At 72.7% G+C, this 25,691-nt stretch carries 26 protein-coding genes; 8 read left to right on the top strand and 18 right to left on the bottom strand.

Annotated elements, in window-relative coordinates; translation table 11 throughout:
- Positions 1–67: 67 nt before the first annotated feature.
- From Q5425_RS15330 to Q5425_RS15310, 5 genes are read right to left on the bottom strand one after another with little or no spacing between them, the layout of a single operon-like run.
- Positions 68–475: an ATP-binding protein gene (locus Q5425_RS15330; RefSeq protein ID WP_308672873.1), complete on the bottom strand. Its 408-nt coding sequence runs from the start codon at positions 473–475 to the stop codon at positions 68–70.
- Between the two features lie 11 nt (positions 476–486).
- Positions 487–843, bottom strand: coding sequence for an STAS domain-containing protein (locus tag Q5425_RS15325; protein ID WP_308672872.1), 357 nt, complete (start codon positions 841–843; stop codon positions 487–489).
- Positions 844–877: 34 nt separating this feature from the next.
- Positions 878–1,318 (bottom strand): response regulator, encoded by a 441-nt coding sequence (locus Q5425_RS15320; protein ID WP_308672871.1) that lies wholly within the window; start codon positions 1,316–1,318, stop codon positions 878–880.
- A complete protein-coding gene (locus tag Q5425_RS15315; RefSeq protein WP_308672870.1) occupies positions 1,315–2,877 on the bottom strand; it encodes an ATP-binding protein in 1,563 nt (520 codons plus the stop codon). The genes Q5425_RS15320 and Q5425_RS15315 overlap by 4 nt, the downstream gene beginning before the upstream one ends.
- Complete coding sequence (locus Q5425_RS15310; protein ID WP_308672869.1) at positions 2,867–4,069, bottom strand: SpoIIE family protein phosphatase; 1,203 nt, start codon at positions 4,067–4,069, stop codon at positions 2,867–2,869. Before Q5425_RS15310 ends, Q5425_RS15315 begins: the two co-directional genes overlap by 11 nt.
- A 195-nt stretch (positions 4,070–4,264) precedes the next feature.
- On the opposite strand from Q5425_RS15310, the gene Q5425_RS15305 reads away from it, so the two are divergent.
- Positions 4,265–4,621: a hypothetical protein gene (locus tag Q5425_RS15305; protein WP_308672868.1), complete on the top strand. Its 357-nt coding sequence runs from the start codon at positions 4,265–4,267 to the stop codon at positions 4,619–4,621.
- Positions 4,622–4,648: 27 nt separating this feature from the next.
- Here the strand turns inward: Q5425_RS15305 and Q5425_RS15300 are convergent, their stop codons facing one another.
- Both Q5425_RS15300 and Q5425_RS15295 read right to left on the bottom strand, forming a co-directional pair.
- Positions 4,649–5,716 carry a DUF6801 domain-containing protein gene (locus Q5425_RS15300; RefSeq protein WP_308672867.1) on the bottom strand — a complete coding sequence of 356 codons (1,068 nt, stop codon included), beginning with the start codon at positions 5,714–5,716 and terminating at the stop codon, positions 4,649–4,651.
- Between the two features lie 76 nt (positions 5,717–5,792).
- Positions 5,793–7,022 carry a DUF6801 domain-containing protein gene (locus Q5425_RS15295; RefSeq protein WP_308672866.1) on the bottom strand — a complete coding sequence of 410 codons (1,230 nt, stop codon included), beginning with the start codon at positions 7,020–7,022 and terminating at the stop codon, positions 5,793–5,795.
- A 335-nt stretch (positions 7,023–7,357) separates the two neighbouring features.
- Here Q5425_RS15295 and Q5425_RS15290 point away from each other — a divergent pair, with 335 nt between their 5' ends.
- Both Q5425_RS15290 and Q5425_RS15285 read left to right on the top strand, forming a co-directional pair.
- Positions 7,358–7,921, top strand: a complete 564-nt coding sequence (locus Q5425_RS15290; RefSeq protein ID WP_308672865.1) for a hypothetical protein — start codon at positions 7,358–7,360, stop codon at positions 7,919–7,921.
- Positions 7,918–9,111 carry a lipase family protein gene (locus tag Q5425_RS15285; RefSeq protein ID WP_308672864.1) on the top strand — a complete coding sequence of 398 codons (1,194 nt, stop codon included), beginning with the start codon at positions 7,918–7,920 and terminating at the stop codon, positions 9,109–9,111. The genes Q5425_RS15290 and Q5425_RS15285 overlap by 4 nt, the downstream gene beginning before the upstream one ends.
- A 163-nt stretch (positions 9,112–9,274) precedes the next feature.
- Here the strand turns inward: Q5425_RS15285 and Q5425_RS15280 are convergent, their stop codons facing one another.
- The gene (locus tag Q5425_RS15280; RefSeq protein ID WP_308672863.1) at positions 9,275–9,877 is read right to left on the bottom strand and encodes a hypothetical protein; all 603 of its coding nucleotides are present in this window, start codon (positions 9,875–9,877) and stop codon (positions 9,275–9,277) included.
- 38 nt (positions 9,878–9,915) lie between these two features.
- Here Q5425_RS15280 and Q5425_RS15275 point away from each other — a divergent pair, with 38 nt between their 5' ends.
- Complete coding sequence (locus Q5425_RS15275) at positions 9,916–10,446, top strand: GtrA family protein (protein ID WP_308672862.1); 531 nt, start codon at positions 9,916–9,918, stop codon at positions 10,444–10,446.
- On the opposite strand, the gene Q5425_RS15270 is transcribed toward Q5425_RS15275, so the two are convergent.
- On the bottom strand, positions 10,336–11,046 hold the full coding sequence (locus Q5425_RS15270) for a GNAT family N-acetyltransferase (protein ID WP_308672861.1): 711 nt from the start codon (positions 11,044–11,046) through the stop codon (positions 10,336–10,338). The two genes, Q5425_RS15275 and Q5425_RS15270, sit on opposite strands and share 111 nt — an antisense overlap.
- Positions 11,047–11,143: 97 nt before the next feature.
- Complete coding sequence (locus Q5425_RS15265; protein ID WP_308672860.1) at positions 11,144–12,355, bottom strand: helix-turn-helix domain-containing protein; 1,212 nt, start codon at positions 12,353–12,355, stop codon at positions 11,144–11,146.
- Positions 12,356–12,537: 182 nt separating this feature from the next.
- Between Q5425_RS15265 and Q5425_RS15260 the strand changes: the two genes are divergently transcribed.
- The 4 genes from Q5425_RS15260 (at position 12,538) to Q5425_RS15245 (ending at position 18,044) form a co-directional block, all read left to right on the top strand.
- On the top strand, positions 12,538–13,740 hold the full coding sequence (locus Q5425_RS15260) for a helix-turn-helix domain-containing protein (RefSeq protein ID WP_396135175.1): 1,203 nt from the start codon (positions 12,538–12,540) through the stop codon (positions 13,738–13,740).
- A gap of 586 nt (positions 13,741–14,326) precedes the next feature.
- The gene (locus tag Q5425_RS15255; RefSeq protein ID WP_308672858.1) at positions 14,327–15,244 is read left to right on the top strand and encodes an alpha/beta hydrolase; all 918 of its coding nucleotides are present in this window, start codon (positions 14,327–14,329) and stop codon (positions 15,242–15,244) included.
- A 216-nt stretch (positions 15,245–15,460) separates the two neighbouring features.
- The gene (locus Q5425_RS15250; protein WP_308672857.1) at positions 15,461–16,813 is read left to right on the top strand and encodes a helix-turn-helix domain-containing protein; all 1,353 of its coding nucleotides are present in this window, start codon (positions 15,461–15,463) and stop codon (positions 16,811–16,813) included.
- Between the two features lie 25 nt (positions 16,814–16,838).
- Complete coding sequence (locus tag Q5425_RS15245) at positions 16,839–18,044, top strand: helix-turn-helix domain-containing protein (RefSeq protein WP_308672856.1); 1,206 nt, start codon at positions 16,839–16,841, stop codon at positions 18,042–18,044.
- A gap of 9 nt (positions 18,045–18,053) precedes the next feature.
- Here the strand turns inward: Q5425_RS15245 and Q5425_RS15240 are convergent, their stop codons facing one another.
- The 8 genes from Q5425_RS15240 to Q5425_RS15205 all read right to left on the bottom strand — a co-directional run bounded on the left by Q5425_RS15240 (position 18,054) and on the right by Q5425_RS15205 (position 25,681).
- On the bottom strand, positions 18,054–19,187 hold the full coding sequence (locus Q5425_RS15240) for a KR domain-containing protein (protein WP_308672855.1): 1,134 nt from the start codon (positions 19,185–19,187) through the stop codon (positions 18,054–18,056).
- Positions 19,184–20,452 (bottom strand): AMP-binding protein, encoded by a 1,269-nt coding sequence (locus Q5425_RS15235; RefSeq protein ID WP_308672854.1) that lies wholly within the window; start codon positions 20,450–20,452, stop codon positions 19,184–19,186. Before Q5425_RS15235 ends, Q5425_RS15240 begins: the two co-directional genes overlap by 4 nt.
- A 17-nt stretch (positions 20,453–20,469) precedes the next feature.
- On the bottom strand, positions 20,470–20,955 hold the full coding sequence (locus Q5425_RS15230; protein ID WP_308672853.1) for a hypothetical protein: 486 nt from the start codon (positions 20,953–20,955) through the stop codon (positions 20,470–20,472).
- A 125-nt stretch (positions 20,956–21,080) separates the two neighbouring features.
- Complete coding sequence (locus tag Q5425_RS15225; RefSeq protein ID WP_308672852.1) at positions 21,081–21,587, bottom strand: hypothetical protein; 507 nt, start codon at positions 21,585–21,587, stop codon at positions 21,081–21,083.
- Positions 21,584–22,690 (bottom strand): MlaD family protein, encoded by a 1,107-nt coding sequence (locus Q5425_RS15220; RefSeq protein ID WP_308672851.1) that lies wholly within the window; start codon positions 22,688–22,690, stop codon positions 21,584–21,586. The genes Q5425_RS15225 and Q5425_RS15220 overlap by 4 nt, the downstream gene beginning before the upstream one ends.
- Positions 22,690–23,661, bottom strand: a complete 972-nt coding sequence (locus tag Q5425_RS15215; RefSeq protein ID WP_308672850.1) for an MCE family protein — start codon at positions 23,659–23,661, stop codon at positions 22,690–22,692. Before Q5425_RS15215 ends, Q5425_RS15220 begins: the two co-directional genes overlap by 1 nt.
- On the bottom strand, positions 23,658–24,686 hold the full coding sequence (locus Q5425_RS15210) for an MCE family protein (RefSeq protein WP_308672849.1): 1,029 nt from the start codon (positions 24,684–24,686) through the stop codon (positions 23,658–23,660). The genes Q5425_RS15215 and Q5425_RS15210 overlap by 4 nt, the downstream gene beginning before the upstream one ends.
- Entirely contained in the window at positions 24,686–25,681 is a 996-nt protein-coding gene (locus Q5425_RS15205) for an MCE family protein (RefSeq protein ID WP_308672885.1), read from the bottom strand. The genes Q5425_RS15210 and Q5425_RS15205 overlap by 1 nt, the downstream gene beginning before the upstream one ends.
- Between the last annotated feature and the right edge of the window lie 10 nt (positions 25,682–25,691).

The raw sequence follows: 25,691 nt of genomic DNA, 5'->3' as shown, positions 1-25,691 counted from the left end.
CCGAAGACGCGTGGAACACCCGAGACCCGGAGCGGGTTTCGCTCGCGTACACGGAGGGGAATCGGGGTCAGGGGTGGACCGGGTCCAGGTCCCAGGTCAGCGTCACGACCGTGCCGGAAGCGCCGGAGGAGATGTCCGCCTGGTCGGCGCTCGCCCGCAGCAGCAGCAACCCGCGGCCCCGCAGGGAAACCGGCCGGGGGTCCGGCACCGGCGTCCGCCACCGGCCGTGGTCGGTGATCACCACCTCGAGCCGGCCGGGCGCGACCGAGGCGTCGACGTCGACGAGCCCCTCGCCCGAACCGTCGTAGGCGTGGTCGGCCACGTTCGCCAGCGCCTCGTAACTGGCCAGCACGATGTCTCCGGCCCGGCCTTCGTCGACGCCCGCCGCCAGCACCCACGCCATCAGTTCGTGGCGGAGACGGCGCAGGACCTCCGGCACCGCGCGCACGCCGTGGCAGCGGAACGGTTCCGGCATCCTCACCCGCCTCACTGGAGTGCTTCGTCGACGGTCGGGTGGACGGCGATCCACGTGTCGAGCCCGGTCGTCCGCAGCGGTCCCGACGTCACCGCGGAATCGCTCACGACCCGCAGCGCGCGCTCGGCCAGCCTGCGGTGGGCCGACGCGAGCACCTGCAGCCCGGCCGAGCAGAAGAACGTCACCTCGCGCAGGTCGACCACCAGCTTCTCCGGTTCGCCGGCCAGTACCGCGTCGACGACGTCCCCGAACTCCGGGGCGCTGACCAAGTCGATCTCGCCCGCCACGCCCAGGACCGCGGCCCGGCCCCGCCAGTCGAGCGTGACCGCCAGGTCGGCGGCGGGGAGATCCGGTGTGGAAGGGGGCACGGCCACCCATCGTGCCGCACTCCCCGCCAAAGGGCTACCGGTGCGGCAGCTGCACCACCGTGACCCAGAAGTCGTCGATCTTCCGGACCACCTCCACGAACTTTTCGAAGTCGACCGGCTTGGTGACGTAGGCGTTGGCGTGCAGTTCGTAGCTGCGCAGGATGTCCTCCTCCGCTTCGGACGTGGTCAGCACGACCACCGGGATGGTGCGCAGCCCGGGAGTCTCCTTGATCTCGCCGAGCAGCTCCCGGCCGTCCTTGCGGGGCAGGTTGAGGTCGAGCAGGATCAGCCCCGGCCGCGGCGCCTCGAGGAACGGCCCTTCGCGCTTGAGGAACTGGAGCGCTTCGACGCCGTCCGCCGCGACGTGCAGCGGGTTGCGGATCTTGTGGTGCGCAAACGCCTCCCGGGTCATCAGCACGTCCCCCGGGTCGTCCTCGACGAGCAGGATGTCGATCGGAGCGGGCGCCTGGGTCATGCGTCCCCATTATCCTCGTCGGCCGGCAGGGTGAAGCGGAACGTCGTGTCCGCGGCTTCGGTGTCGAGCCAGATGCGGCCCCCGTGGTGCTCGACGATCCGGCGGCACAGGGCCAGGCCGATGCCGGTGCCCGGGTACGCGGTGCGCGTGTGCAGCCGCTGGAACAAGGCGAACACCCGCTCGGCGTACTCCGCCTCGATGCCGATCCCGTTGTCCGACACGGCGAAAACCCAGTCTTCGCCGTCGCGCTCGGCGGTGACCTTCACTTCCGGCGGGGTGTCGCCCTTGAACTTCAGCGCGTTGCCGATGAGGTTCTGGAACACCGCCGTCATCAGCGCCGGCTCGACGCGCACCCGGGGCAGGTCGCCGCGGGTGACCTTGCCGCCGCTGAGCGACACCGCGACCTCGAGGTTCGCGACGGCGTCGTCGACCAGCGCGCCCGCGTCGGCGACGACGTGTTCGCCCGGTTTCCGGCCGACCCGGGAGAACGCGAGCAGGTCGTTGATCAGCACCTGCATCCGCTTCGCGCCGTCGACGGCGTACTCGATGTACTGCTCGCCGCGCTCGTCGAGCAGGCCCTGGTAGCGCCGCTGGAGCAGCTGGCAGAAGCTGGCCACCTTCCGCAACGGCTCCTGCAGGTCGTGCGAAGCGACGTAGGCGAACTGCTCCAGGTCGGCGTTGGACCGTTCCAGCTCGCGCGTACGCCGGTCCAGCATGGCGTTGGACCGCTCGGCCTCCTGCGTGCGCCGGTCCAGCAGCGCGTGCGCTTCCTCCAGCTCGGCGACCTCGTCGAGGATGCGCTGCCGCATCGCCTCGACGTCGGCGCCGAGCTGCACGATTTCGCGCGGCCCGCTCCCGTGCACCGGGTGGTGGACGTCGGAGTCGGCGGCCCGGCGGACCTCGCCGGCCAGCCGCAGGATCGGCCGGGTGATGACCTGCCGCAGGCCGAAGAACAGCATCCCGAACAGCAGCAGGACCAGCACGGCGACGACGACGCACATCGCGTTCAGGAAGGCCGCCGCCGAGTCCAGGTCCGCGCGGCCGGCGTCGCGGATCGCGGCGAGGTGGTCGAGCTGGGTGTCGAGCGCCCTGCGCACTTCGACGAACAGCGTCCGGCCGCGTTCGACCTGGGCCGGGGTGACCGGTGGCGCGGCGGGGGCGACGGCGGGCGCGGCCGCCTGCTGCCAAGCGGCCGCCGCGCGGAGGACGGCTTCCAGGTCGTCGCCGATCCGGGTGCCGGGGACCGCGCCGAGCTGCCGCAGCTGCGTGACGGCGTCGGCCTGCGCACGGACCCCGTCGGTGTAGGGCACCAGGAACGCCGGCTGACGGCCGAGCTGGTAACCGCGGACCCCGCTTTCCTGGTTCAGCAGCGCGGTGGACAGCTGCGTCGCGGCCAGGCGCTGCGGCGCGATCACGTCGAGCAGGCGGGCGCGGGCGTCGGTCAGGTTGTTCAGCGCGATCCCGCCGGCGACCAGCGCGGCCAGCAGCAGCACCGTCTCTCCGACGGCGAGCACGGCCAGCCAGCGGCGGATCGGCCAGCCTCGTGCGTCAGCGCTCATCGGCGGTGTCTCCCGGGTCGTGGCTGAGCAGGGCAAGAGCGACGTCGTCGTCGAGCGGGCCGGAGTTGAGCCGTTCGGCGCGGGCGATCAGCTCGTCGAGCAGGGCCCGGCCGTCGATCCCGGTCCCGTGCTTGATGTCGAGCACGAGGGCGGCCATCCGTTCGTGGCCCAGCCGCTCGGCCCCGGCGCCGACGCGGCCCTCGAACACGCCGTCGGTGTACAGCAGCAGCGACCACCCCGGCTCCAGCGGGACTTCCAGCGAGTCCCACTTGGCGCCCTCGACGACGCCGAGCGGGACGCCGAGGCGTTCCCCGGAGAGCAGGTGCCCGTCGCCGGGGGTGAGCAGCAGCGGCGGCAGGTGCCCGGCCAGCGAGAGGCGCAGGGATCTTCGGTCCGGCGCGACGACGACCATGCAGACGGTGGCGAACAGCGGCTCGATCCGCTCGTGCACCAGGACCCGCTCGACCATGCTGAGCACGTCGGGCATCGGCAGGCCGGCCATCACGAGCGAGCGCCACGCGATTCGCAGAGCGACGCCGAGCGCGGCTTCGTCCGGGCCGTGCCCGCAGACGTCGCCGATCATCATGTGCACCGTGCCGTCGGCGAGCTCGATCGCGTCGTAGAAGTCGCCGCCGAGCAGGGAGCCGTTGCGGCCGGGCCGGTAGCGGGCGGCCAGGTCGAGGTGGGGGTCGCGCAGCAGCGGGCTGGGCAGCAGGCCGCGTTCGAGCCGCGCGTTCTCCCGCGCGAGCAGCTGCTGCTGGAGGAACTGCTGCTCGACCTGCTCGGCGCGCTTGCGTTCGCGGGCGAAGCGCAGCGCTTTCACCAGCAGCGGCCCGTCGACCTGGTCCTTGACGAGGTAGTCCTGCGCGCCGGCGGCGACCGCGGCGACGCCGGTGGCCTGGTCGTGCTGCCCGGTCAGGACCACCACCGCGACACCGGGCGCGTGCTGCCCGAGCTTGGTCAGCCCGGTCAGCCCCACGGCGTCGGGCAGCTGCAGGTCGAGCACGACGCAGTCGGCGGTCAGCGGGCCGCTCAGCGCGGCGGAGAGCGTTTCGACGCGTTCGAGCGTGTACGGCACGGACGTGTCCGCCAGCATCTCCTCGACCAGCAGCGCGTCACCGTCGTCGTCCTCGATCAGGAGCACCCGCAGGCGCGTGCGGGGATCCCACGATGAGTCGAGCGCGGCGGTCACCGGCGTCTCCCCTTCGGCTGCGTTCGAGCCAGCACATCCGGACGATCAACCCTAGCGGCACCGGCGGCGGCCGCCTACGGCCGGGAAACGGTCCCACCGGGGTAGCGTTTTATAGCACCCGGTGTGCCACCGGCTCGGTAACGGTTCGGGTGCCGACCGTGCCGGATCCGGCCAGTCCGCGCCTACGCTGCGTGAATGGCCCTGTCCGCCGCCCGCGCTTGGTGGGGTGCGGCGGTGTGCTGGTTCCTCGGGACGCTGGCCGGCCGCCTGACGGGCAGCCACACCGCGATCACCGGCGCCGTCCCGTTCCCGGTCGCGGTGCTCGTGTTCGCGGTCGGCGCCGGGCTCTGGGCAGCGCTCGTCTTCGCCGCGTACCGCGGGGTCGGGGGCACCCGTCCGGTACTGGCGGTCGCCGGCGGTGCCGGCGTCGTGAACCTGGTGGCGCAGCTCGTCGGAGACGTCGTGGCGCGCGACGTCGTGCACGGCGGGTTGTTCCTGGCCGCGCTGGTCCTTTCGGGAGCCGGGTTCACGCTGATGTTCCGCCGTGCCTGAGCGGTCGCGCGCCCGCCGTGCGCGGGGTCAGCGCGCGGTCAACATCAGCGCGAACGTGTTCCCCCCGCCCTGGACCAGCGAACTCAGGTAAGCGGTGAACGCGCCGCAGCCGGTCAGCGGCGGGATCGTGTAGGTGCCGGCGACCGGGCCGCCCGTCGCGAGCGTGAAGCCGCTTCCCGTCCGCAGGTCGACCGGGATGGGCGCGCTCGCCCGGCAGGCCGCGTCGGCGACCGGCAGCCCGAAGAGCGTCACCTGCGGCAAGGTCAGCGCGAACGTCGAATGCGCGGCGAACCCGCCGCCGCCGAGTTCGCCGGTCTGCGGGCCGTCCGGGGTGAACTGCAGGTCCGCGGACCCGGGCACGACCCCGAACACCTTGAACTCCGCCCGCGTCCGGTCGAACGCCGAGGCGAACTCCGGACCGGCCGCGAACGACCCGGTGAGCGGCGCGGCCGCGCCCAGCGCCTTCACCGCCGTCGACCCCGCCACGGCGTAGCGGTGCTGGGTCGGCGCACTGCCGAGGTCGAAGCTCAGCAGCACCGGGTCCTGACCCGGGTCGAGCGTGCAGTCCGAGGTGAACGAGCCCAGCCCGGTGAACGAACCGTCGGCCTTCTTCGGCGTGAGCCGGGCGCTGAAGTCCCCGATCGTGAGGGTCGTCTTCCCCGCGTTCGGCAGCTGCACCGGCGGGACCGAGCCGGTCGCCGGCGTGGTGAACGGGCCCGAAGCAGGCACGGCCGTCTTCGCCACCGTCAGCGGCAGGCTCAGCGGCAGCGTCAGCGAACCGTTGGCCAGCGTCACCCCTGCGGACGCCGTCCCTTCGATGCTCGCCGCGCCGACCAGGGCCAGGCCGCGGGTGGACTTGTCCGGCACGGTCACCGAGACCGCCAGATCCGATGTGGTGAACGTGCCGCCCGGTGCCGCCGGGACGTCGAACGACGCCTTGATCGCCACGTCCAGCCGCTGCTGGCCGATCAGCGGGAACGGGCAGGTGAAGCTGAGCTTCTTGTCGATCGGCGTCGACGCCGCCGCGGGCGCGGCGACGGCGAGCGCGGTGAGGCAGGCGAGGCCCGCCGCGAGCAACGACCGGGCTTTCCGCACGGGCTCTCCCTTCCGGTGTGCATGGCACCGGCCCCCGCCGCGGCACTCGGCGCGCAGCGGGGGCCGGCAGTTCGGGTCACTTCTTGGCGAGCACGAGGTCCAGCGAGTTGCCGTCGCTCTTGGCGAAGGCGCTGACGATGTCGTTGAACGGACCGCAGTTCTGCAGTGCGGACAGCGAGTAGGTGCCCGACAGCTTGCCGCCCTTGAGCAGGTCGAAGTCGGCGCTGGTGGTCATTTCGCTGGTCGACGGGCTGACCGTGCCGCACTTCGGGTCGGTGCTGATCGGGATGCCGAACAGGTTGACCGTGGTGAGGAACGTGTCGAACTTGATGTGCGCCTTGAAGCCGGTGCCCACCAGCTCACCGGTCTGCGGGCCGTTCTGGACGACCTTGACGTCCGAACTGCCCTGCAGGAAGCCGAAGAGCTTGAAGTCGGTGTGCGTCGGGTTCAGCTGCAGGCTCCCGGTGAACGTCTTGGCCGACAGGTTGACGTCGGCGTCGAACGAACCGGTGATCGGCGCGGTGCTGCCGAGCGACTTCAGCGCGGTCTGCCCGGTGATGCCGAAGGAGTACTTGATGCCCCCGCCCGGCGGTGTGGTGGTGGGCGGGGTCGTCACCGGCGGGGTGGTCGTCGGCGGCGTCGTGACCGGCGGGGTGGTGACCGGCGGGGTCGTCGTCCCGCCACCGCCGTTGATGGTGATCGTGGCCAGGGTGTTGTTCTGGCCCGCGTCCTGGGTGCAGGGCGCGTCGATCGTGCCGTCCGGCGTGATGCCGGTGACCGAGCCGTCGGCCTTGCGCGGGGTGACCTTGAGCTGCAGGTCGCCGACGGTGATCTTCGCCTGGCCGGCCTGGGTGAACGTCAGCGACGGCGTCTTGCCCGCCGCGTTGATGTTCAGCTCACCCGACGCCGGGATGTTCGTCTTGTCCAGCGTGATCGGGACGTTGACCGGCAGGTTGAGGCTCGGCGCCGCGACGGTCGCGGCGGCGGTCGCGGTGCCCTCGATCGTCGTGGCCCCGATCAGGCTGAGGCCGGCGACGGTGTCCGCGTTGATCGTGGACACGGCCTTGATGTCGAAGGCGCCGGTCGCCTGTCCGGTGTTCACCGTGGTCGGCAGGTCGGTGTTGATCACCACCTTCAGCGACTGCGAACCCACCAGCGGAAGCGTGCAGTGGTAGTTCAGCGTCAGCGAGATCGGGTCGGCGGCGCTGGTCTGCGCCCCGACGAGCAGAGCGGTGGCGACGAGCCCCACCGCACCCGCGGCCGCGGTGGCCGCAACCGTCTTCTTCTTGCCTCTTGGGTGACTCACGATGGTCCTTCCGTGTATCAACAGTGATACGAAACGGCGGCGCACTTCCTGGGAATTACACCGCCCGGAAATCGCTACCGAACGGTAAGCTAACGAGCGGAACAGGCACCGATCAAGGGCTTCACGTAAAAAGGTCACGCGGGCACGGCAAATTGTCACACCAGCACGCCACGTCGTCCGGGTTCCTAGCAGGCTAGGGAAGGTTTCCCCAGCACAGCCGCACCAGCGAACCGCTGACGCGCGTGACAAATACTGCCGCAACAATGTTGATGCACGTGCCAACCGGTCATTCTCTCCTTGCTCGCCCCGGAGCGCGCCGCGTAGCTTCGAAACCCATGAAAAGAATGCACAGCGCGGTGCTCGCGATGTCGGTGGCCGCGCTTCTGTCGTGCGCCGCGTGCGGTTCGGACGCCCCGCCCGACCCGGGCCGCCACGCCGACCCCGCGGCGCTGGCCTGGGTCGACAAGGTGTGCACCGGCGTGGCCGCGGGCTCGGCGAAGCTCTCGCAGCCACCGGCGGTCGACGACGCCGACCCGGTGAAGACGCGGGACGCGATGGTCGGCTTCCTCGGCCGCCTCGGCTCGGCGCTCGAGGACATGGCGGGCGGGATCCGCACGGCCGGTGTCCCGCCCGTCCCGGATGGACAGTCCGTTGTGGACAAAGCCACCGGCAACCTCGCCGAGACCAGGTCCCGGCTGGCCGAGACGAAGACCCGGATGGAGCAGGCGAAGGTGACCGACCAGGCCAGCCTGCGCCAGGTCATCGCCGAAGCCGACGCGACGATGGGCAAGCTGGCCGACCCGGAGGGCCCGATCAAGGACCTCAAGGCCAACCCGGAGCTGAACCTGGCCTTCAGCGAGTCCGCGACCTGCAAGCGCGTCTACGGGACCGGCTCGTGACCGCCCGCCGCGTGCTCGCCGCGCTGGTGGCGCTGGTCCTGACCGCGGGGTTCGCCCCCGCGGCCGCCGCCGCGCCCCCGCCGGGCGGGACCGGGCCCTTCGACGACTCGTTCTACACCCCGCCGTCCCCGCTGCCGGCGGGCAAGCCGGGTGACGTGCTGCGGTGGCGGCCGTCGAACGCCGGCCCGCGCAAGGCCTCGGTCGACGCGTGGCAGGTGATGTACCTGTCGACGAACGCGCTCGGGCAGCCCGACGCGGTCACCGGCACCGTGCTGGTGCCGAAGACCGCCGACCGCGCGACGGCGCCGATCGTCGCGTTCGCCCCGGGCACGCACGGCCCGGCGTTCGCCTGCACGCCGTCGGCGATGATCGGCATCGGCGCCTTCTACGAGCAGCCCGGCCTCGACGACCTGCTCGACGCGGGGTACGCCGTCGCCGTCCCGGACTACGAGGGGTACCGGACCGCGCCGGAGACGACCTACGTCGTGGGCCGCTCCGAAGGGCCCGCGGTGATCGACGCGGTCCGCGCGGCCCAGCGGCTCGGCGCGGCCGGGCTCTCGGCGTCGGCGAAGGTCGTGTTCCGCGGGTACTCCCAGGGTGGCGGCGCGGCGGCGTGGGCGGGTGAGCTGCAGCCGGCGTACGCGCCGGAGCTGAACCTCGTCGGCATCGCGGCCGGTGGGGTGCCTGCCGACCTCGTCCAGGTGACGCTCCAGCTCGACGGCAAGTCCGGCTTCGGCGTGTTCGCCTACGCGCTGCTCGGCCTCGACCAGGCCTACCCCGAACTGCAGCTGGACTCGTTCCTCAGCGACAACGGCCGGGCGAAGCTGGCCGAGATGCGGCAGAGCGCGTGCACGTTCGAGCTGCTCACGACGTACGCGAACCAGAAGATCGCGGACTACACGACCGGCCCGGGCTACATCAAGCCCGCGTGGGTGGCGCGGCTGAACGAGAACAAGCTCGGCGGGACCCCGCCCCGGGTACCGGTGTTCCTCTACCACGCGACCGGCGACCAGCTGGTGCAGTTCGCGCAGGCCGACAGCCTGCACAAGGCGTACTGCGCGGCCGGGGTGCCGGAGACGTGGAAGACCTACGACACCGACCACATCACGCTGGTCTACACGGGCAACGCCGACGTCCTGGCGTTCGTGAAGGACCGCATCGCCGGGAAACCGGCGACGGCGAGCTGCTGATCAGCGGCTCCGGCCGCGGTACGGGTGGTGCGGGGCAAGCCGCGCCCGCTGTCCGCGCCCGCGACCAGCGGTTCCGGCCGCCGTGCGGCGCTGCCGGTCAGCGGTTCCGGGTGCCGGGCGGCGCTGCCGGTCAGCGGTTCCGGGTGCCGGGCGGCGCTGCCGGTCAGCGGTTCCGGCCGCCGTGCGGGTGCTGCCACGAGCTGATCACCGAGCTGACGTAGTTGCGCCACTGGTCCTCCGGTGGCGTCGACGCCGGCGCCGGCTCGGGGCGCGCGGGCTTGCGCCCCGCGGCGGCCGGCGCGCTCGTCGTCTCCACCGGGGAGTCCCGCACTTCGGCGGTCAGCGGCGGCGGCGCGGCGGCGGAGGCGCTCATGGTCTCCACCGCTTCGCTCGAAGGCGGCGGCACGACCGGCGCGGGCACCCCGGGCGGCGGCACGGCCGTCCCGCCCACCTGGTGCGGCTGGAGCAGCACCACGGCGGCCAGCCCCAGCCCGACGGCCGCACCCGCGGCGAGGACGTACGGCTTCGCGCGGCGGGACCGGTCGGCGGGCGGCGCCTCCCGCGGGCGCCCGTCCTCGTCGGCTTCCCCGGCGGCGAGCTCGGCTTCGAGCACGGCCAGCGGATCGAGAGCGGGCTCCGGTTCGGTGGCCGGCTCGTCGGCGAGCTTCGCGTCGAGTTCACCGCGGATGACCAGCGGCCTCGTCTGCGAAAGATCCACCAATTCGGCGACCGTGGGGAGTTCGCCCTCACCGCCCGTGCGTGCCATCGAAAACCTCCACCCTGTCGGCGTCACCTGGAGGAACCATGCCCGAGCCGCGAGAGCTGCTCCGCTTCGCCGTCGTCGGCTTGGCCGCGTACGGGGTCACCCTACTGGGCGACTACAGCCTGAAGCTCACCGTGTTCCGTGAGAAGCCGGTGACGGCCCTCGCGATCGCCACGGTCGTCTCGACGGCGTTCGCGTACCTGCTGTCCCGGCGGTGGTCGTTCGCCGGGCGAGCCGGGCACGGGCGGCTGCGGGAGGCGACGCTGTTCCTCGCCGTCAACGCGGGCGCGGTGGCGGTGAACCTCGTGCCGGCGCTGGTGTCGCGGTACGTGCTGCACCTGTCGGTGCCGCACGTCGGGTACCTGACGCAGGAAATCGCGGACTTCGTCGCCGGGATGCTGCTGGGCACCCTGGCCGGGACGGCGTTCCGCTGGTTCGGCTACCGGCGGTGGGTGTTCCCGTCAGCGCCACCAGTTCGCGTCGCCGAGGGTGGCGAAGCCGAGCTTGTCGTAGAGCGGACGGCCGGACCGCGAGGCGGTCAGCGTGACGGGCAGGTCGTCGAAGTGCCGTAACACCGCGTGCATCAGTTCCCGCCCGATGCCCCGCGAGCGGTGCTCGGGCATCGTCGTCACCCAGTAGACGCCGCCGACACCGCCGTGGGCCATGGCGAGGCAAGCGCCCGCGGTGCCCTTGCGGAAGAACGCCGTGGCCTGGTCCAGGAGCCCGGGCGGGAAGACGGTGCCGGGCCGGTAGGGCTGGTACTCCTCCAGCGGAAAACCGTGGACGACAACATCCTCGGCTCCGGCCAGCTCGGCGGGGGTTTCGACGCGCTCGACGCCGTCGGGTGCGGGAGCCGGGCCCGGCTCCCGCACCATGACCGGCAGCTGCCCGGCGGTCATCCCGAGCGCCCCCAGGTCGAGCACCCGAAAGGGATCCTCGACGACGACGGCCCGCCCGTCACCCCGCCGCGCTCGGGCCAGCTCGGTGAGGTCGGCAACGGCGGCGGCGTCCGGAGCATCGGTCCGCAGCATGATCCGGAACCGGCGGCCGTCGATCGCGGTGAAGGCGGGGTGGTGGAACACATCGTCACCGCGGGCGCGGGCAAGGGTGGTCCACAGGGCGATGGCGTTGTCGGAGGCTTGCCGCAGCCGCTCGGTGAGCAATCCGGTCATACCCGGCAGCCTAGAGCCGGAGTGGCGTGTGGAAGGGCGGTTCGGGTCGGGTGGAGGGGGTGATCGGCCCTGCCGCGCGCTCGCGGACGGGGGTCGCTCAGCCGCGGTCCGGCAGGGCCCGCTCCGCCAGCAAAGCCAGCTCCAGCCGCAACCGCTCGCCGGGGTCGTCCAACCGCTCCCCGAACAGCTCGCCCAGCTTCTTGAGCCGGGCCCGGATCGTCTGCGGGTGCAGGTCGAGGAGCCGGCCCAGCTCGGGCGCGCTGCCGCGGGTCCGGACCAGCGCCAGCAGCGTCTCGGCCAGCTGCTCGCGGCGGCGTCCGGTCAGCCCGGCCAGCGGCTCCAGCGTCGTCGTCGCCAGCTGGCCGACCAGGAACTCGTCCGCGAGCAGCAGGAGCGTCGTCACGTGGTCGCGGCACCAGATCACCGGGCCCGGTGCGTCGAGGAGGCCGCGGGCGGCCAGGTCGACCGCGCGGCGGGCGATCCGGAACGACTCCGGTGCCTCGGCCGGGGGCACCAGCGGGCCGACCGCTGCCGTCCAGCCCGGGGGGAGCCCGGTCAAATCGATCAAGTCCACGTCCGGGGCCGGCGTGAGCGCCGCCGGTGGGTCGCCCGCCGGGTCGGCCGGGACGTGCTCCGGGAGCAGGCCCGGCGGGAACTCCGGGGCGCCCGGCAACGCCCGGAACGCCACCGCCGCGACCCGCTCCGGCGCCGGCAGCCCGGACGCGGCGATCAGCCGGTCCATTTCCTTGAACGTCTCCGCAGCCGGTGTGCCCCCGCCGAGCACGGCGCGCAGGAGGCGGCGGTGCCGTTCGCCGGTGCCGGTGACCGCCGCCTCCGCGGCGCTGTAGCCCTCGGCGATGGCCGCCATCGACGTCTCGACGTCGGCGAACATGCCCTCCGCGGCGCCGTACAGAACGTCACCGGAGAGGCCCGCTTCGCGCCCGATGTCGGCGATCCACCGCCAGGTGATCCGGCTCGACACGCGCACAGCCGCCTGCACGGCTTCGCGGCTGAGGCCATTGTGGAACGCGTCGCGCCCGTGGCCGCGGAACCCGGCCAGCCGGTCGGCCTGCCACATCGCGGGTGTGCCGACGCGGTCGACGTCCCGCTCGATCCCGCGCCGCGCCAGCTCGATCGCCGTGGCGCGCCCGGCCCCGTGGTCGAATCTCCCGGAATATTCCGGAATCTCGGCGGCGATCGCGTCGATGCAGGCCCGGGCGATCTCCGGGATCCGCGGACGCACCGCGTCCCCGAGCTCGTGCGGCAGCCGGGACCACACGGAACCGTCCGGAGCAGGGGAACCGCGCATGGGGAATTCGGTCCTCACGGGGAATTGGCTGTCAGAAATAACTTCGCCACCTGACACGGAGCGTAGGACGCCCACCCGTCCGTGTCAAAAGGACTGACCCGCGTCACCCTTTCAGGGAGCCGGTCGTTAATTTTTCCGTGACACCTGCGTCGGATACGCTCGGCGCAGAACTCGAAGGGGGATTGGTGGTCGAGTACCGCAGCTTCCGTCTGCTGGCCTCGCTGCCGCGCACGCTGGGCGCGGGCCTGCGCCCGCACATCGGGCACGCGGCGGCCTCGATGATCCAGGAGGTGCAGCGCACGGTCCCGGCCTACGGCCAGCCGCTCAAGGGCGTGTTCGGCAAGGTGCTGGTGCGGAGCGTCGAGTACGCGGTGCAGCACTGCATCGATTCGATGGGCGAGCCGGGACTGTCGCACGAGCGCTGGATCGACTTCTACCGCGAACGCGGCCGGATGGAGTTCACCGAGGACCGCAACCTCGACGCGCTGCAGGACACCGCCACGGTCGGGGCCCGGGTCGCCTGGCGCGCGATGCACCCCGCGGTGGTCGCCGCCGGGGTCGATCCGGCCGTCATCTCGGTCGCCGCGGAGGCCATCTTCGCCTACGTCGACGAGCTGTGCGCCACCGCGATCGAGGGGTACCAGCAGGCGCAGGCCGAGGCCGAGGGGGCCGTCCCGGTCCGGCGGAGGCGGCTGCTGGAGCTGATCGCCGGTGCGCCGGAGGGTGCCGCGAGCAGCATCGCCGGCCTGGCGGGCGGAGCGGGCTGGCCGCTGCCGGAGACGGCGGCGATGGTGGCCCTCGAACGCGGCCCCGACGCGGCGGACTTCCCGGCGGACCTGCTCGGCGACGGCGTCCTGGCCGACCTGGACGGCCCGCAGCCGTACCTGCTGACCAGCGACCCGGACGCCGACCTGACCCCGCTGGCGGCCAAGCTCGACGGCTGGCGCGCGGCGGTGTCCCCGACGGTGCCGCTGGCCGACGCCCCGGCGGCCCTGCGCACCGCCCGGCGGGCCCTGCTGCTGTCCGGGCCGGACATCCCGGGCCCGATCATCTGGTGCCGCGACCACCTGGCCACGCTCTGGCTGCTCGCGGAGGACTTCCTGGCGGCCGAGCTGGCCCGCCAGAGCCTGGACCCGTTCGCCTCGCTGAGCGAGAAGCAGCGCGACCGGCTGAGCGAGACGTTGCTGGCCTGGCTGGAAACGCGGGGCGGCGCGCCGGAGATCGCCCAGCGCCTCGGCGTCCACCCGCAGACGGTCCGCAATCGCTTGCGCCAGCTGGAGGAGCTGTTCGGCGACCGCCTCAAGGACGCCGACGACCGCCTGGGCATGCAGCTGGCGCTGCGCGCCCAACGGCTGATGCGCGCCCACCGGCCCCCGGAGACCTGACGGACCGGCGAGCTCTCAAGCGCCCCAATGTGGCGTTGGTTGCGTTGGACGCACCGAACGCCACATTGGGCGCGTCCAACGCACCGAACGCCACATTGGGGCGCTTGGGGCGCTCGGCCGCGCCTGGCACGCGCCCCGGTGACCGGCCGCCCGACCAGCGCGATCAGGCACATCCGGCGCGCGTCCCGGCCGCCGGCCGGGTGGCCGCCGACCGGGTGGCCGGTGGCTCTGCCGGGCGGTCGGCGCACTGGGCCAGTCTGCTCATCGGTACCGGCAGCACCCGCCGCCACGAGCGCCGGCCCGGCCGCCGCCGGGGTGGCACCTGAGCCGGGTGACCGAAATGGAAACTCGCGCGGCAGGACATCAGCGCGTCCGGTGCGTCATTGCGACCATGCCTCCGAGGATTACCGGATACCGGCGGAATGTCGATACGCATTCCCGGTGACGCCGGGAAAACCCGCACCCGCCGCCGGCTTTCCGCAATCCTTCTTGTCATGCACGTGGCGATGATTCGAGGTGGTGGCCTTCACCACATCGGCGGCAGCAGTCGGATGCCCTAATTTCGGGTTCGCGAGAAAGGGCGCCGATGACCGTCAAGAACCTGACCCTGCACGGCCGCCGGATCCGGCTGCACGAGCACGTGCCACCCGCGGGTGCCGGCGACGAAGCGATCGTGCTGCTGCACGGGATCGCGGGCAGCGCCGAAACCTGGGCGCCGGTGCTGGAGCGGTGCGCCGGGCTCGGCCGCCGCGTGCTGGCGCCCGATCTGCCCGGCCACGGCGAATCCGAGGCACCCCGCGCGGACTACGGCCTCGGCGCGATGGCGAGCACCGTGCGGGACGTGCTTGCGGTGTCCGGGGTGCGGCACGCGACCGTCGTCGGGCACTCGCTCGGTGGGGGCATCGCGCTGCAGTTCGCCTACCAGTTCCCGGAACTGTGCGACCGCCTCGTCCTGGTCGGCAGCGCCGGCCTCGGGCCGGAGGTGAGCCCGGTGCTGCGGGCCGCCGCCCTGCCCGGCGCACCGGCCACAATGGCCTTGGCCGTCAACCGGGTGACGCTCGCGATCGCGCGGGCGGCCGCCCGGCTCGGACGGCGGCTCGGCGGGTCGTTGAAAATCGAAACACGGGAGCTGCTCAGGCATTTCGGCTCGCTGGCCGATCCCGCGCGGCGGCGGGCGTTCCTGTTCATCGCGCGCAGCCTGATCGACCTGCGCGGCCAGCGCGCGAGCGCCGTGGACAAGCTCTACCTGGCCGAATCGGTGCCGGTGCTGCTCGTCTGGGGCGCGCGCGACCCGCTCATCCCGGTGGCGCACGGGCGCCGGACGGCCGAACTGCTGCCGGACAGCCGCTTGACGGTGCTGGAAAACGTGAAACACTTTCCGCACGTGGCCGACCCGGACCGGTTCTGCGCGCTGCTGAACGAGTTCGTCTCGGAGACCGCGCCCGCCCGCCTGACGCTCGACGACATCGTCACGCGGCTGACAGCCCAAGATCGAGCCCTCTGAAAAGTTGTCACGCGCGCACCATGCGCACGCGCCGGAAGTGTCACCTCCCCTCGCGACGTTCCACCCGTTCGGGTGTAGTCCGGACGGGTTACCGCAAAGTCAGCGGAGAACCCGTTGACAGTGCCGTTCGCGCGAAATTATGTTGCCTGAGCCACAAAAACCGGATCGGCGTCCCCGCCGACGAGGCCGATTTTGTTGCCAGCAAGGATAAATCACATGACCGACGTGGACACCGGGTTCGCCGCCCCCGCCTTGCGGGCCGGACGGCCGAACCCCGGCGAGCGCACTCCCGGACCGGCCTACCGGCAGCAGTCCGTGTCGGCCGACCGGCCCCGGCCCGCCTACCCACCCGCCCCGCGCACCCCGGCGGAACCCCGGCACGGACGCGCCTCCGGCGCGATCGGGCTGTGGGCGTCGCTGCCCCGCGAGCTGGCGGTCCGCTTCAAGCCGCGGGTCGACCCGCTCGCCCGCGCGATCCTGCAGGAGGTCCAGCGGGCGGTGCCCGAGTACCGCCAGCCGCTCGAAGGCGCGTTCGGGCACATCATCACGCAGGGTGTCCGGCAGTCGATCATCCAGTGCCTCGACAGTGTCGGCACGCCCGGTGCCGTGCCGCTCGAGACGTGGACGACCGTGTTCCGCAACCTCGGCAAGATCGAGTTCAACGAGGGCCGCAGCCTCGACTGCCTGCAGACCGCCTACCGGGTCGGCGGGCGGGTCGCGTGGCGGCACATCAGCGAGTTCGGGCAAGGCGCCGGCCTCTCCGCGGACACGCTCTGCACCAGCGCCGAAGCCATCTTCGCCTACGTCGACGAGATTTCCGCGCTCTCGATCGAGGGCTACACGGCGGCGCAGACGCGTGCGGCGGGCACCCGCGCCCGCCGCCGGCGACGGTTGCTGGAGCTGCTGCTCGCCGACCCGCCGTCCGCGCCGCAGACCATCACCGCGCAGGCCGCCACCGCGCAGTGGCCCCTGCCCGCCGAGGTCACGGTCGTCGCCCTCGAACCCCGCACCGACCAGCACACCATCGCGCCGGACCTGCACTCCGACGTCCTGGTCGACCTCGAGGGCGGTGAGCCGTGCCTGGTCACCGGCGACCCGGACCGGCACCTGAAGAACCTCGCCGAGCGGCTGCCGGGCTGGCGCGCGGTGATCGGCCCGACCGTGCGGCTCACCGACGCGCCGCGGTCGCTGCTCTGGGCGCGCCGCACGCTGAAGCTGCTCCAGCGCGGCGTGCTGCCGGATTCGCCGGTGACGCGCTGCACCGACCACCTGTCCACGCTGTGGCTGCTGTCCGACGAGTTCCTCGTCCGCGAGCTGTGCACCCGGAGCCTCAAGCCGTTCGAGGACCTCACGCCGAAGCAGCGGGCACGGCTCGGCGAGACGCTGCTGATCTGGCTGCAGTCCCGCGGCAGCGCCCCCGAAATCGCGAAGAAGCTCAAGGTGCACCCGCAGACCGTCCGGTACCGCATGCACCAGCTCATCGACCTGTTCGGCGACCGGCTCAACAACGCCGACGACCGGCTCGACATGGAGATCGCGCTGCGCGCGGAGGCTCTCCTCGGTTCCTGACTCCTCTTCCACAATGGGGTGGGCGATGACGGGACCGCCCGTCGAAACGAACTTCGGACCGATGCTCGGCGGCGACGGCCGGCCGGGACAGCTGTGGGCCATGCTCCCCCGCGAGCTGGCCGCGGTGTTCCGGCCGCGGCTGCTGGACGTCGCCGACGAGGTGCTGCGCGAGATCCAGCGGACCATCCCGGACTACGCGCGGCCCCTCGACGGCGCGTTCGGCAAGGCGCTGCGGACCGGCGTCCAGGCGGCGATCCTGCAGTTCATCGACCGGATCGCCGCGTCCGGCCCGGTGCCGGACGAGCGCCGGCAGGTGTTCGTCGGGCTCGGCGTGCACGAGCTCGCGCAGGGCCGCAACCTCGACGTCCTGCAGGCCGCCTACCGGGTCGGCGCGCGGGTGACCTGGCGGCGGATGGCCGAGGTGGGGACGCGGGCCGGCGTGCCGTCGGCAACGCTGTGCCTGCTGGCCGAGGCGATCTTCGCCTACATCGACGAACTGTCCGCGCTGTCGATCGAAGGGCACGCGGCGGCGCAGGCACGGGCAGCGGGCGCGCTGGAACGACGGCGACGCCGGCTGCTGGACCTGCTGCTGGCGGACCCGCCGTCGCCGTCGCGGACGGTCCAGGAAGCCGCGACGGCGGCCGAGTGGCCGTTGCCGCACCGGCTCGTCGCGGTGGCCCTCGACGGGCCCGCCGAGGTCACCGGGCTGGAGACACTGGAGGCGCTGGAGGACCTCGAAGACGGCACCCCGCGGCTGCTGCTGCCCGCGCCCGCGGACCGGCACGCGCTGGCCGCGGCGCTGGCCGGGCACCGGGCCGCGGTGGGGCCGCCGGTGCCGCCGCGGCAGGCGGGCCGGTCGCTGGCGACGGCGCAGGAGGCGTTGCGCCTGGTGGCGGCGGAAGTGCTCCCGGACGAGCCGCTGACCTGGTGCGAAGACCACCTCGCGACGCTGTGGCTGCGCAAGGAGCCGTTCCTCGTCACGGAGGTGTCCCGGCGCCGGCTCGCCCCGCTGACGGCGTTGACCCCGAAGCAGTACAACCGGCTGGCCCACACGTTGCTCGCGTGGCTGGAGACGTGCGGCAACGTCCGCGAGATCGCCGACCGCCTCGCGATCCACCCGCAGACGGTCCGCGCCCGGGCCCAGGAGCTGGAAACCCTGTTCGCGGACCACCTCCGCAACCCGGACGACCGCTTCGAGATGATCCTCGCCCTCCGCGCCACCCTCCCCTGACGGGCCGGCTCAGAGGGCGGAGAAGTAAGGGCGGGGCAGGGCGAGGAGGCGGCCGGCGGCGACCTGGACGATCGTGGCGGGCAGACCGCGGGAGCGGCGCCAGGCCGCGAACGCCTCCAGCCAGGCGTCCTCCGTGGCGCGGGACGTGCCGCCCGGGGCACCGAACAACGCCGTGGCCGACGAACACAGCAGCCACCAGTCCGGCGGGGTGTCCGCGGTCGCCTCGTGCAGCCGTCGTGCGCCGAGCACCCGGGGCCGCCAGCCGGCCTCGGTGTCGTCGGCGAGCACGCCCGCCGTGTGCACGATCCCCCGCAGCGGCAGGCCGTCCGCCGTCGCGGCCGACACCAGCCGCTCCGCCACGCCCGGCTCGGCGATGTCCCCGGGGATCACCACCACGTCCGCATCGGGCGATCCGGCGGCGGGGCGTCCGCACAGGACGATGCGGGTCGCCCCCGTGTCCGCCAACCACCGCGCGGCCGACGGCCCGAGCCCGCCCGTGACCACGTACGCGCCCGGCCCGGCCGGCACGTCGGGAACGCACGGCACGCGGGTCAGCCGCGCCGCGTACCGGACGTCGTGTCGCCAGCACACTTCGTCGTCCGAGGCGTCCGACCGCAGCTCACGCGCCAGGACGTCCACATCGGACCGGGCGTCGAAGTCGACCAGGCTCGCCCGCAGCTGCGGCCGTTCGACCGCCAGCACCCGCACCAGCCCGCGCAGGAACACCAGCCCTGGCTCGCCGCCCGACTGCGTGAGCAGGTGGAACCGGACGCCGGGGCCGAGGCGGTCGACCACCGCCAGCACCGAAAGCAGCAGCTCCTGGGCGGCCTCCGGGTCGTGGTAGGCGTACGGCGACCCGGTGAGGAAGACGACGCCGCGCACCGCCCTCCCGGTCAGGAACCCGGGCAGCTCGTCGAGGTCGTCGCGCGGCAGCGAAAGCGCCTCGTCGCCCGCCGCGGCCAGCGTCAGTGCGAGCGCGACGGCCCGGCCGAGCGCCGCCGGATGCTCGTCGGTGAGCAGCAGCCACGCGCCCGGCCCGGCCGCCGGAACCGGCGGCAGCGGCACCTCGGGCCAGGTCACCTCGAAGGACGTGGTGGCGAACGGGACGCCCGGCGACAGCGCACGTTCCGCCGGCCCGGTCACCACAGGCCGTCCCCGAGGGAGGACTGGAGCACGACGACTCTGCGCAACGTCAGCCCGTGCCGCGCCGACACCGCGTGCCGCACCGCCCGTTCGACCTCGCCGCGCGGCGGGACGGCGCCGTCGGCCAGCTCCAGCACCACCACGGCTTGGCCCCCGGGGACGGTGAACGCCGAGGCCGCACGCGGCCGGATGGCCGGGTGCGCCTGCTCGGCCGTCGCTTCGAGCTCCTCCGGGCGATGTCCGGCGACGAGACCACGGCCGGTCACGCACAGCTCTCCCGAAGGGTCCAGGAAGCCTTGGTCACCGGTCCGCAGCCACCACCGCGGCTCGTCGTCACCGGTGATGAGGGCGCAGAAGACCCGTGCGGACTCCTCGGGCCGTCTCCAGTAGCCACGGGCGACGTTCGGCCCGCTCACCCAGATTTCGCCGGCTTCGCCCGCGGGCACCCGCCGTCCGTCGCGGTCGACGATCGCAACCCGCTGGCCGGCCGGCTGTCCACAAGCGACCAGCGCGGTCGCTTCGGCGACGACGTAACACGTCCGCAGCACCCCGGGAGCGAACGCGGCCCGGAGCCGGTCCAGGTCCGGGTCGTCGGCGCGCACCAGCGTGCCGGATCCCGCCGGATCGGCGGGGAGGTCCTCGCCGAGCACCGCCGGCAGGCCCGCGACGATCGGCACGGCCACCCCGAGCAGCAGGCCCAGTGGATCGCTCGGCGGCAGCCTGCTGACGACGACGCGCCGTCCCAGCACCTGAGCCGCCTGCCGCGCATTGGCCACGATGTTCGCGTGCGTGACCATCACCCCGCCCGGGTACTGCAGGTAGGCGACGTCCTCGGGCGAACGCGGGACCTCGGCGAAGCCGGGAGCGTCCGGGACGGCGTCGACCGCGAGCACGCGGTGCCCGCAGGTGTCCAAAGTGGAAAGGAAGCGCCGGGTCGCGGCCACGGTGTCCGCGGTCGCGAGCACGATCGACGGCTCGGCGTCGGCGAGGACGCGGGCCCGGTGGTCCGGTCCGGCGGGGATCGCGACCAGGCCGGCCCGCAGCACGCCCAGGAACGCGACGACGTAGCCGGGTGACGGCGCGGCGAAGATCGCCGCCCGCTGCCCCGGCTCGGCGACCCGGCGCAGGGCCGCGGCGACGGCGGTGACCCGGCGGTCCAGCTCGGCCCAGGTCACCGTGACGCGGGTGCCGGGCCAGGTCATCGCCGTCTCCTCGCCCGCCACCGCGGCGCGGCGGGTCAGCAGCTTCGAGAGGGTCGTCAGCATGGGTTCCTCGCGCATCCTCAGGCGGCGGACATCCCGGTGACGCGCCACTTCCCGGCGACGCGCTCGGCCGTGACGCTCAGCTGGGCGGCGCCGGTGCTGCGCTGCCCGTCGCCTCTCGTGCCGGTCTGGTCGAGGAACACCAGCACCGCCGCCCGGTCACCGTCCAGGAGCTTCACCCCGGACGCGACGGCGGTGGAGGTGACCACGAGCTTCTGGTCGGCGGCCAGCTTGCGCACCTGGCCGAAGAGCTGTTCGTACTGCGCGAGGGCGGGTCCGGTGAGGACGTCCTTCGCCGCCTGTTCGCTCTTGGCCGGGTCGTCGTAGCGGTAGGAGAAGACCGTGCCGAGCGCGGCACCGATCTGCTTCCCGGCGTCCGCGGTCCCGGCGACGTCGGAAAGGGCCGCGTTGTGCGCGACGACGGCGTTCGTGCTCCGCGCCTCGAGCGTGAACCACACCGCGAGACCGGCCATGAGCGCGGCCACCACCGCAAGCACCACCCGCACCCGCCGCCGTGGCCCGGTGGTCGTGAGTGGTAAAGCGGGTTCTAACCCGCCTTGCCACTCACGAGAGTCCGGGTCCTCGTGGTGGCGGCCGGCCACCTTCACCGGGCGTTTCTTCGTCGCTGTCTTCACGGTGCCTCCCCGGCGGGAACCTGGCCGAGCCCGGTGACGCGCCAGCCGTCCGGCCCGCGGGTCAGGTCGGCCTGGAACCGGTTGCGTTTGGTCACGGCGTCCCCGCCGTCCGGGGCCACGACCAGCTCGACCGAGGCGATCAGCTTCGCCGTGCCCGCCCCGGTGTCCACTTCGGTCACCGCGGCGTCGGTCACCTTGCCGGTGGTGACGGTCTTGGCCTGGGCGATCCGGTCGAGGCTGCCCTGGCGGCCGGCCGCGAGCTCGTCGTGCAACGCGCCGCCGGAGAGGTCCAGCCAGTGCTGGTAGCCCGGCGCGGCCTGCCGGTAGTCCAAAGTGGTCAGCCCGGCGACGGCCGTCCGGCCCGCCTGCAGTGCCTGTTCCCGGACGACCGCGCGCGCGACGCCGTCGTCGTGCGCCGCCTGCCACCAGGTGAACCCCGACCACCCGGCCACGGCGGTCGCGCACACCGCGGCCGCCGGCGCCAGCCACGCGAAGATCTTCACGGCCGTCCTCCCGGTGCGTTCTGCGAGCCCCGCACGTTCGTCGGGTCGCCCTTGGGCAGCGCGCAGCGCGCGGCCGTGTTCAGCGGGCGGACCGACGTGTCGAGGCCGTTGCGGTACGGCGTCGTGTACCCGGTGGTGCACGGCGGTGGATCGAAAAACGTCAGCGACAGCCCGATGTGGACGCCGTCCGGCCGCACGATCGCGCTGCCCGCGGCGACCGCCTGCGGCGCGGTGATCAGCAGCTGCCGGATGCCGTCCTGGCGGGTTTCCAGGACGTCCGCGGTGGTCAGCAGGTTCGCCAGCAGCACGCCCAGCTCCGGGCCGGCGTCGCGGATCAGCGCGCCGACCTCGTTCGCGGCGGCGGGCACCGCCGGGATCAGGGTGCGCAGGTCGCCGTCGGACTGCTTCAGCGTCGACGCCAGCAGTTTTGCGTTGGCGCCGAAGCTGCGGATCGCGCCGGCCTGCTGCACCTGGGTGTCGAGCACCGTGTGCGCGTCGGTGACGAACCGCGTCAGCGGCGCCACGTGCGCGCTCGCCGCCTGCACGAATTCGATGCCGCGGCCGATCAGCTGGTCCAGCGCCGGGCCGGCGTCGGAGGTCGCGTTGTACAGCTCGTCGACGACCGTGCGCAGCGCGGGCTTGGGCACCGACGCGGCGAAGGAGTCCACTGTCGACAAGACGACGTCGACCGGCAGCGGGATCTTCGTGTCGGCCTGGGTGATCACCGAGCCGTCCTGCAGCTTCGGGCCACCGTCGGTGCGCGGCCGCAGGTCGACGTACTGCTCGCCGACGGCCGAGCGGTTCGCGACGACAGCTTCGGTGTCGGCCGGGACCGGTGCGGTGCCCGAGTCGATCTTGAGGTCGGCTTCCATCCCGGCCGGGGTCAGCCGCAGTTCCCCGACGCGGCCGATCGGCACCCCGCGGTAGGTGACCTCGGCGTTGGTGAAGATGCCGCCGCCGGTCGGGAACTGCGCCCTGACCGTGTAACCGCGGTCGAAGAAGACCTTGTCGAGCCCCGCGTAGGTGGCCCCGACGTAGGCGACGCCGACGACGGCGATGACCACGAAGATCGTCACCTGGGCGCGCACGAACCGGGTCAGCATCAGTGGCCCGCCTTGAGGAAGCCGTTGAGGTAGTCGCCGCGGATGGTGTCGAGGGCCGCGTCCGGGAACGGGAAGGTGAAGATCAGCTCCATCGCCTTGGGCAGCTTGTCCCCGGAGTCGGCCAGCCGCCGCAGCAGCGGTTCGAGGGCCTTCAGGTCGGCGACCAGGTCGTCCTTGCTCCGGTTGACCGTGTCGACGGCGACCGAAGTGAGCCCGTCCAGGGACTTGAGCATCCCGACCAGCGCCTCCCGCTGCTCGTTGAGGACGCCGATGCCGGGCGTCAGGCCGTTGAGCGTCGTGGTGATCTGGTCGGTGTGCGCGTTCAAGGTCGCCGCCAGCTTGTTGACGCTCTCGATGGCCCGCGTGATCTCGCTGCGGTGTTCGTCGAGGCCCTGCACGAAGGTGTCCAGGTTGGACAGCAGTTCGCGGGCCGCGGTCTCCTTGCCGCCGAGCGCGTCGTTGAGCTGGTGGCTGATGTTCTGGACCTGCGCCACGCCGCCGCCGTTGAGCAGCAGCGAAAGTGCGCCGAACACCTCCTCGATCTCCGGGGTCAGGGTCGAGCGGTCCAGCGGGATGGTCGCGCCGTCGAGGAGCCGTCCCGACGGCGTCGCGTCGTCGGGCGGGGCGAGCTCGACGAACTTCTCGCCGAGGATGCTGGCCTGCCGCAGCCGGGCGACGGCGTTGCCCGGCAGGTCGACGTCGCCGTTGAGCAGCAGGTCGACGCGCGCGCTGCGCCCGTCGGGGGCCAGTTCGACCTTGACGACCTGGCCGACCGGGACGTCGTTGACCTTGACCCCGGACTGCGGCACCAGGTCCAGCACGTTCGTGAAGCTCGCGGTGACGTGGATGGGGTGGTCGCCGAGGGTGGCGCCGCCGGGCAGCGGGATGTCGTAGACGCTCACCCCGCTGCCGCAGCCGGTGGTGACCAGCACGAGGGCCACCACCGCGGCGAGCTTGACCGGTGACTTCATTTCGGCTCCGCGAACTCGAGGAGGTTGCCGCGGCCGTCGATGGTCCCGTTCGCCCGGTCGTAGGCGCCCAGGAGGTTCGTCAGGGCGTTCGGGGCCGCGTCGAGCGCCTCGGCGAGGGAGTCCTTCTGGTTCACGAGCACCTTCGTGACGTCGGCGAGCTTGTCCACATCGGACTGGACCTTGCCGCGGTTGTCCTTGATGAACCCCTGGACGACGGTCAGCGCCTGGGTCAGCTCGGTGAGCGCGCCGGAGAACTGGTCGCGCTGGGCGGCCAGTACTTCACTGAGGGACGCGATCTGCGCGATGGCCCGCTTCACCTCGCCGTCGTTGGCGGCGAGCATCGCGGTGAACTTGCTGATGTTGTCGACGGAGGTGAACAGGTCGTCCTTCGAGTCGCTCGCGGTGCGGGCGAACTCGCCGAGGTTCTTGATCGCCTGGCCGATGGTCTGCCCGGTGCCGTTCAGGTAGTCCGCCGACCGGGTCAGGACTTCGCTGACGGCGCCGTCCTTGTTGGCGCCCTGCGGGCCGAGGGCCGCCATCAGCTGGTTGAGGCTGTGCAGCAGGTCGTCGACCTCGACCGGGGTCGCGGTGCGCTCCCGGGGGATCGACGCGCCGTCGCCCAGCTCCGGCCCGCCGTGGTAGACGGGCGTGAGCTGCACGTACCGGTCGGCGACCAGGCTCGGGGTGATGACGACGGCGCCGGCGTCGGCGGGCACCTGCACGTCGGGCCGCAGGGTCATGGTCACCTTGACGTCGGTGCCGTTCGGCTCCACCTTGGACACCGACCCGATGGGGACGCCGAGGACGCGGACGTCCGAGTTCGGGTAGATGCCGACGGCGGCGCTGAAGTACGCGGTCAGCGTCCGCTCGCCGGGCGCGGTCGCGATCGGCCACGCGGCCGAGACGACGAGCGCCAGCACGACGCCGAGGGTGAGGGCCCGCAGCCGGGTCCGCCATCGCGCCCGCGCCCCCAGATCGACGAGTGGCGCACTTTCACGTGAAAGTGCGGCTTCCCGGTGCGCCATCAGCGTCCCCCGTTCTTCGGTGGCAGGCAGCTGCCCGGCGTGGTGCCGGTGGGGATGAGCCCGCAGATGTAGGTGTCGATCCACCGGCCGTTGCCGACGGCGTTGCCGAGCAGCCGGTAGAACGGGCCGGCCAGGCGCAGGCTGTCCTCCAGCTTCCCCTGGTTCTGCTGCAGCACGGTCGCCACGCGGTCGAGCTGGTCGAGCGCCGGGCCGAGGGTCTGCTGGTTGTCCGCGACCAGCCCGCGCAGCTGGATCGCGAGGTTCTTGATGCCGGTGAACAGCTTCGCGATGGCGTCCTTGCGCGCGTTGAGCTCGGTGAGCAGGGTGTTGCCGTCGCGGATCAGCGCCTGGATCTGGCCGGAGCGTTCGCCGAGCGTCTTCGAGACCTGGTTGGTGTTGCGGAACAGCTTGACCAGCTCTTCGTCGCGGGAAGCCAGCGTCTGCGACAGTGCGGCGACGCCGGTGAACGCCGTCTTGACGTCCTGGGGTGCCGATGCGCCGAGCGTGTCGGACAGGACGCGGAACGCCTGCGCGAGCTGGTTCGTGTCGATCGCCCCGACGGTGCTCGCCAGGTCGTTGAACACCTCGGTGACGTCGTAGGGCGAGCTCGTGCGCTCGGCCGGGATCGGCTGGTCCGGGTTCAGCTCGCCGTTGCCGACCGGGTCGAGCACGAGGTTCTTCTGACCCAGCAGCGTCTTGATCTTGATCGCCGCCGTGGTCCGGTTGCCCACCCAGGTGTCCCGGACCCGGAACAGCACCTCGACGTGGTCGCCGGCCAGCCGCACGTCGGTGACTTCGCCGACCTTGACCCCGGCCACGCGGACCTCGTCGTTCGGCTTGAGCCCGGCGGCTTCGTGGAATTCGGCCCGGTACGTGGTGCCGCCGCCGATGAACGGCAGGTCGCCGGAGAAGAAGGTCGCGCTGCCGATCAGCGCCATGACCAGCGCGGTCACCGCGCCGACGGCGATCGGGTTGCGGGACCGGAAGGGCTTGATGCGGGGCGGT

It is taken from the genome of Amycolatopsis sp. A133 (assembly GCF_031082405.1).
Classification (GTDB): domain Bacteria; phylum Actinomycetota; class Actinomycetes; order Mycobacteriales; family Pseudonocardiaceae; genus Amycolatopsis.
The sequence above is the reverse complement of the archived record's forward strand: the minus strand, read 5'-3'. Positions and strand labels throughout refer to the sequence as shown.

What these genes read in the sequence shown, in the direction of transcription:
- Q5425_RS15255 (WP_308672858.1), top strand. Translation starts at nt 14,327, where the DNA reads ATGACCGTCAAGAACCTGACCCTGCACGGCCGCCGGATCCGGCTGCAC.
- Q5425_RS15305 (WP_308672868.1), top strand. Translation starts at nt 4,265, where the DNA reads ATGGCCCTGTCCGCCGCCCGCGCTTGGTGGGGTGCGGCGGTGTGCTGG.
- Q5425_RS15280 (WP_308672863.1), bottom strand. Translation starts at nt 9,877, where the DNA reads ATGGCACGCACGGGCGGTGAGGGCGAACTCCCCACGGTCGCCGAATTG.
- Q5425_RS15320 (WP_308672871.1), bottom strand. Translation starts at nt 1,318, where the DNA reads ATGACCCAGGCGCCCGCTCCGATCGACATCCTGCTCGTCGAGGACGAC.
- Q5425_RS15250 (WP_308672857.1), top strand. Translation starts at nt 15,461, where the DNA reads ATGACCGACGTGGACACCGGGTTCGCCGCCCCCGCCTTGCGGGCCGGA.
- Q5425_RS15235 (WP_308672854.1), bottom strand. Translation starts at nt 20,452, where the DNA reads ATGCTGACGACCCTCTCGAAGCTGCTGACCCGCCGCGCCGCGGTGGCG.
- Q5425_RS15215 (WP_308672850.1), bottom strand. Translation starts at nt 23,661, where the DNA reads ATGAAGTCACCGGTCAAGCTCGCCGCGGTGGTGGCCCTCGTGCTGGTC.
- Q5425_RS15245 (WP_308672856.1), top strand. Translation starts at nt 16,839, where the DNA reads ATGACGGGACCGCCCGTCGAAACGAACTTCGGACCGATGCTCGGCGGC.
- Q5425_RS15220 (WP_308672851.1), bottom strand. Translation starts at nt 22,690, where the DNA reads ATGCTGACCCGGTTCGTGCGCGCCCAGGTGACGATCTTCGTGGTCATC.
- Q5425_RS15270 (WP_308672861.1), bottom strand. Translation starts at nt 11,046, where the DNA reads ATGACCGGATTGCTCACCGAGCGGCTGCGGCAAGCCTCCGACAACGCC.
- Q5425_RS15210 (WP_308672849.1), bottom strand. Translation starts at nt 24,686, where the DNA reads ATGGCGCACCGGGAAGCCGCACTTTCACGTGAAAGTGCGCCACTCGTC.
- Q5425_RS15265 (WP_308672860.1), bottom strand. Translation starts at nt 12,355, where the DNA reads ATGCGCGGTTCCCCTGCTCCGGACGGTTCCGTGTGGTCCCGGCTGCCG.
- Q5425_RS15330 (WP_308672873.1), bottom strand. Translation starts at nt 475, where the DNA reads ATGCCGGAACCGTTCCGCTGCCACGGCGTGCGCGCGGTGCCGGAGGTC.
- Q5425_RS15315 (WP_308672870.1), bottom strand. Translation starts at nt 2,877, where the DNA reads ATGAGCGCTGACGCACGAGGCTGGCCGATCCGCCGCTGGCTGGCCGTG.
- Q5425_RS15275 (WP_308672862.1), top strand. Translation starts at nt 9,916, where the DNA reads ATGCCCGAGCCGCGAGAGCTGCTCCGCTTCGCCGTCGTCGGCTTGGCC.
- Q5425_RS15290 (WP_308672865.1), top strand. Translation starts at nt 7,358, where the DNA reads ATGAAAAGAATGCACAGCGCGGTGCTCGCGATGTCGGTGGCCGCGCTT.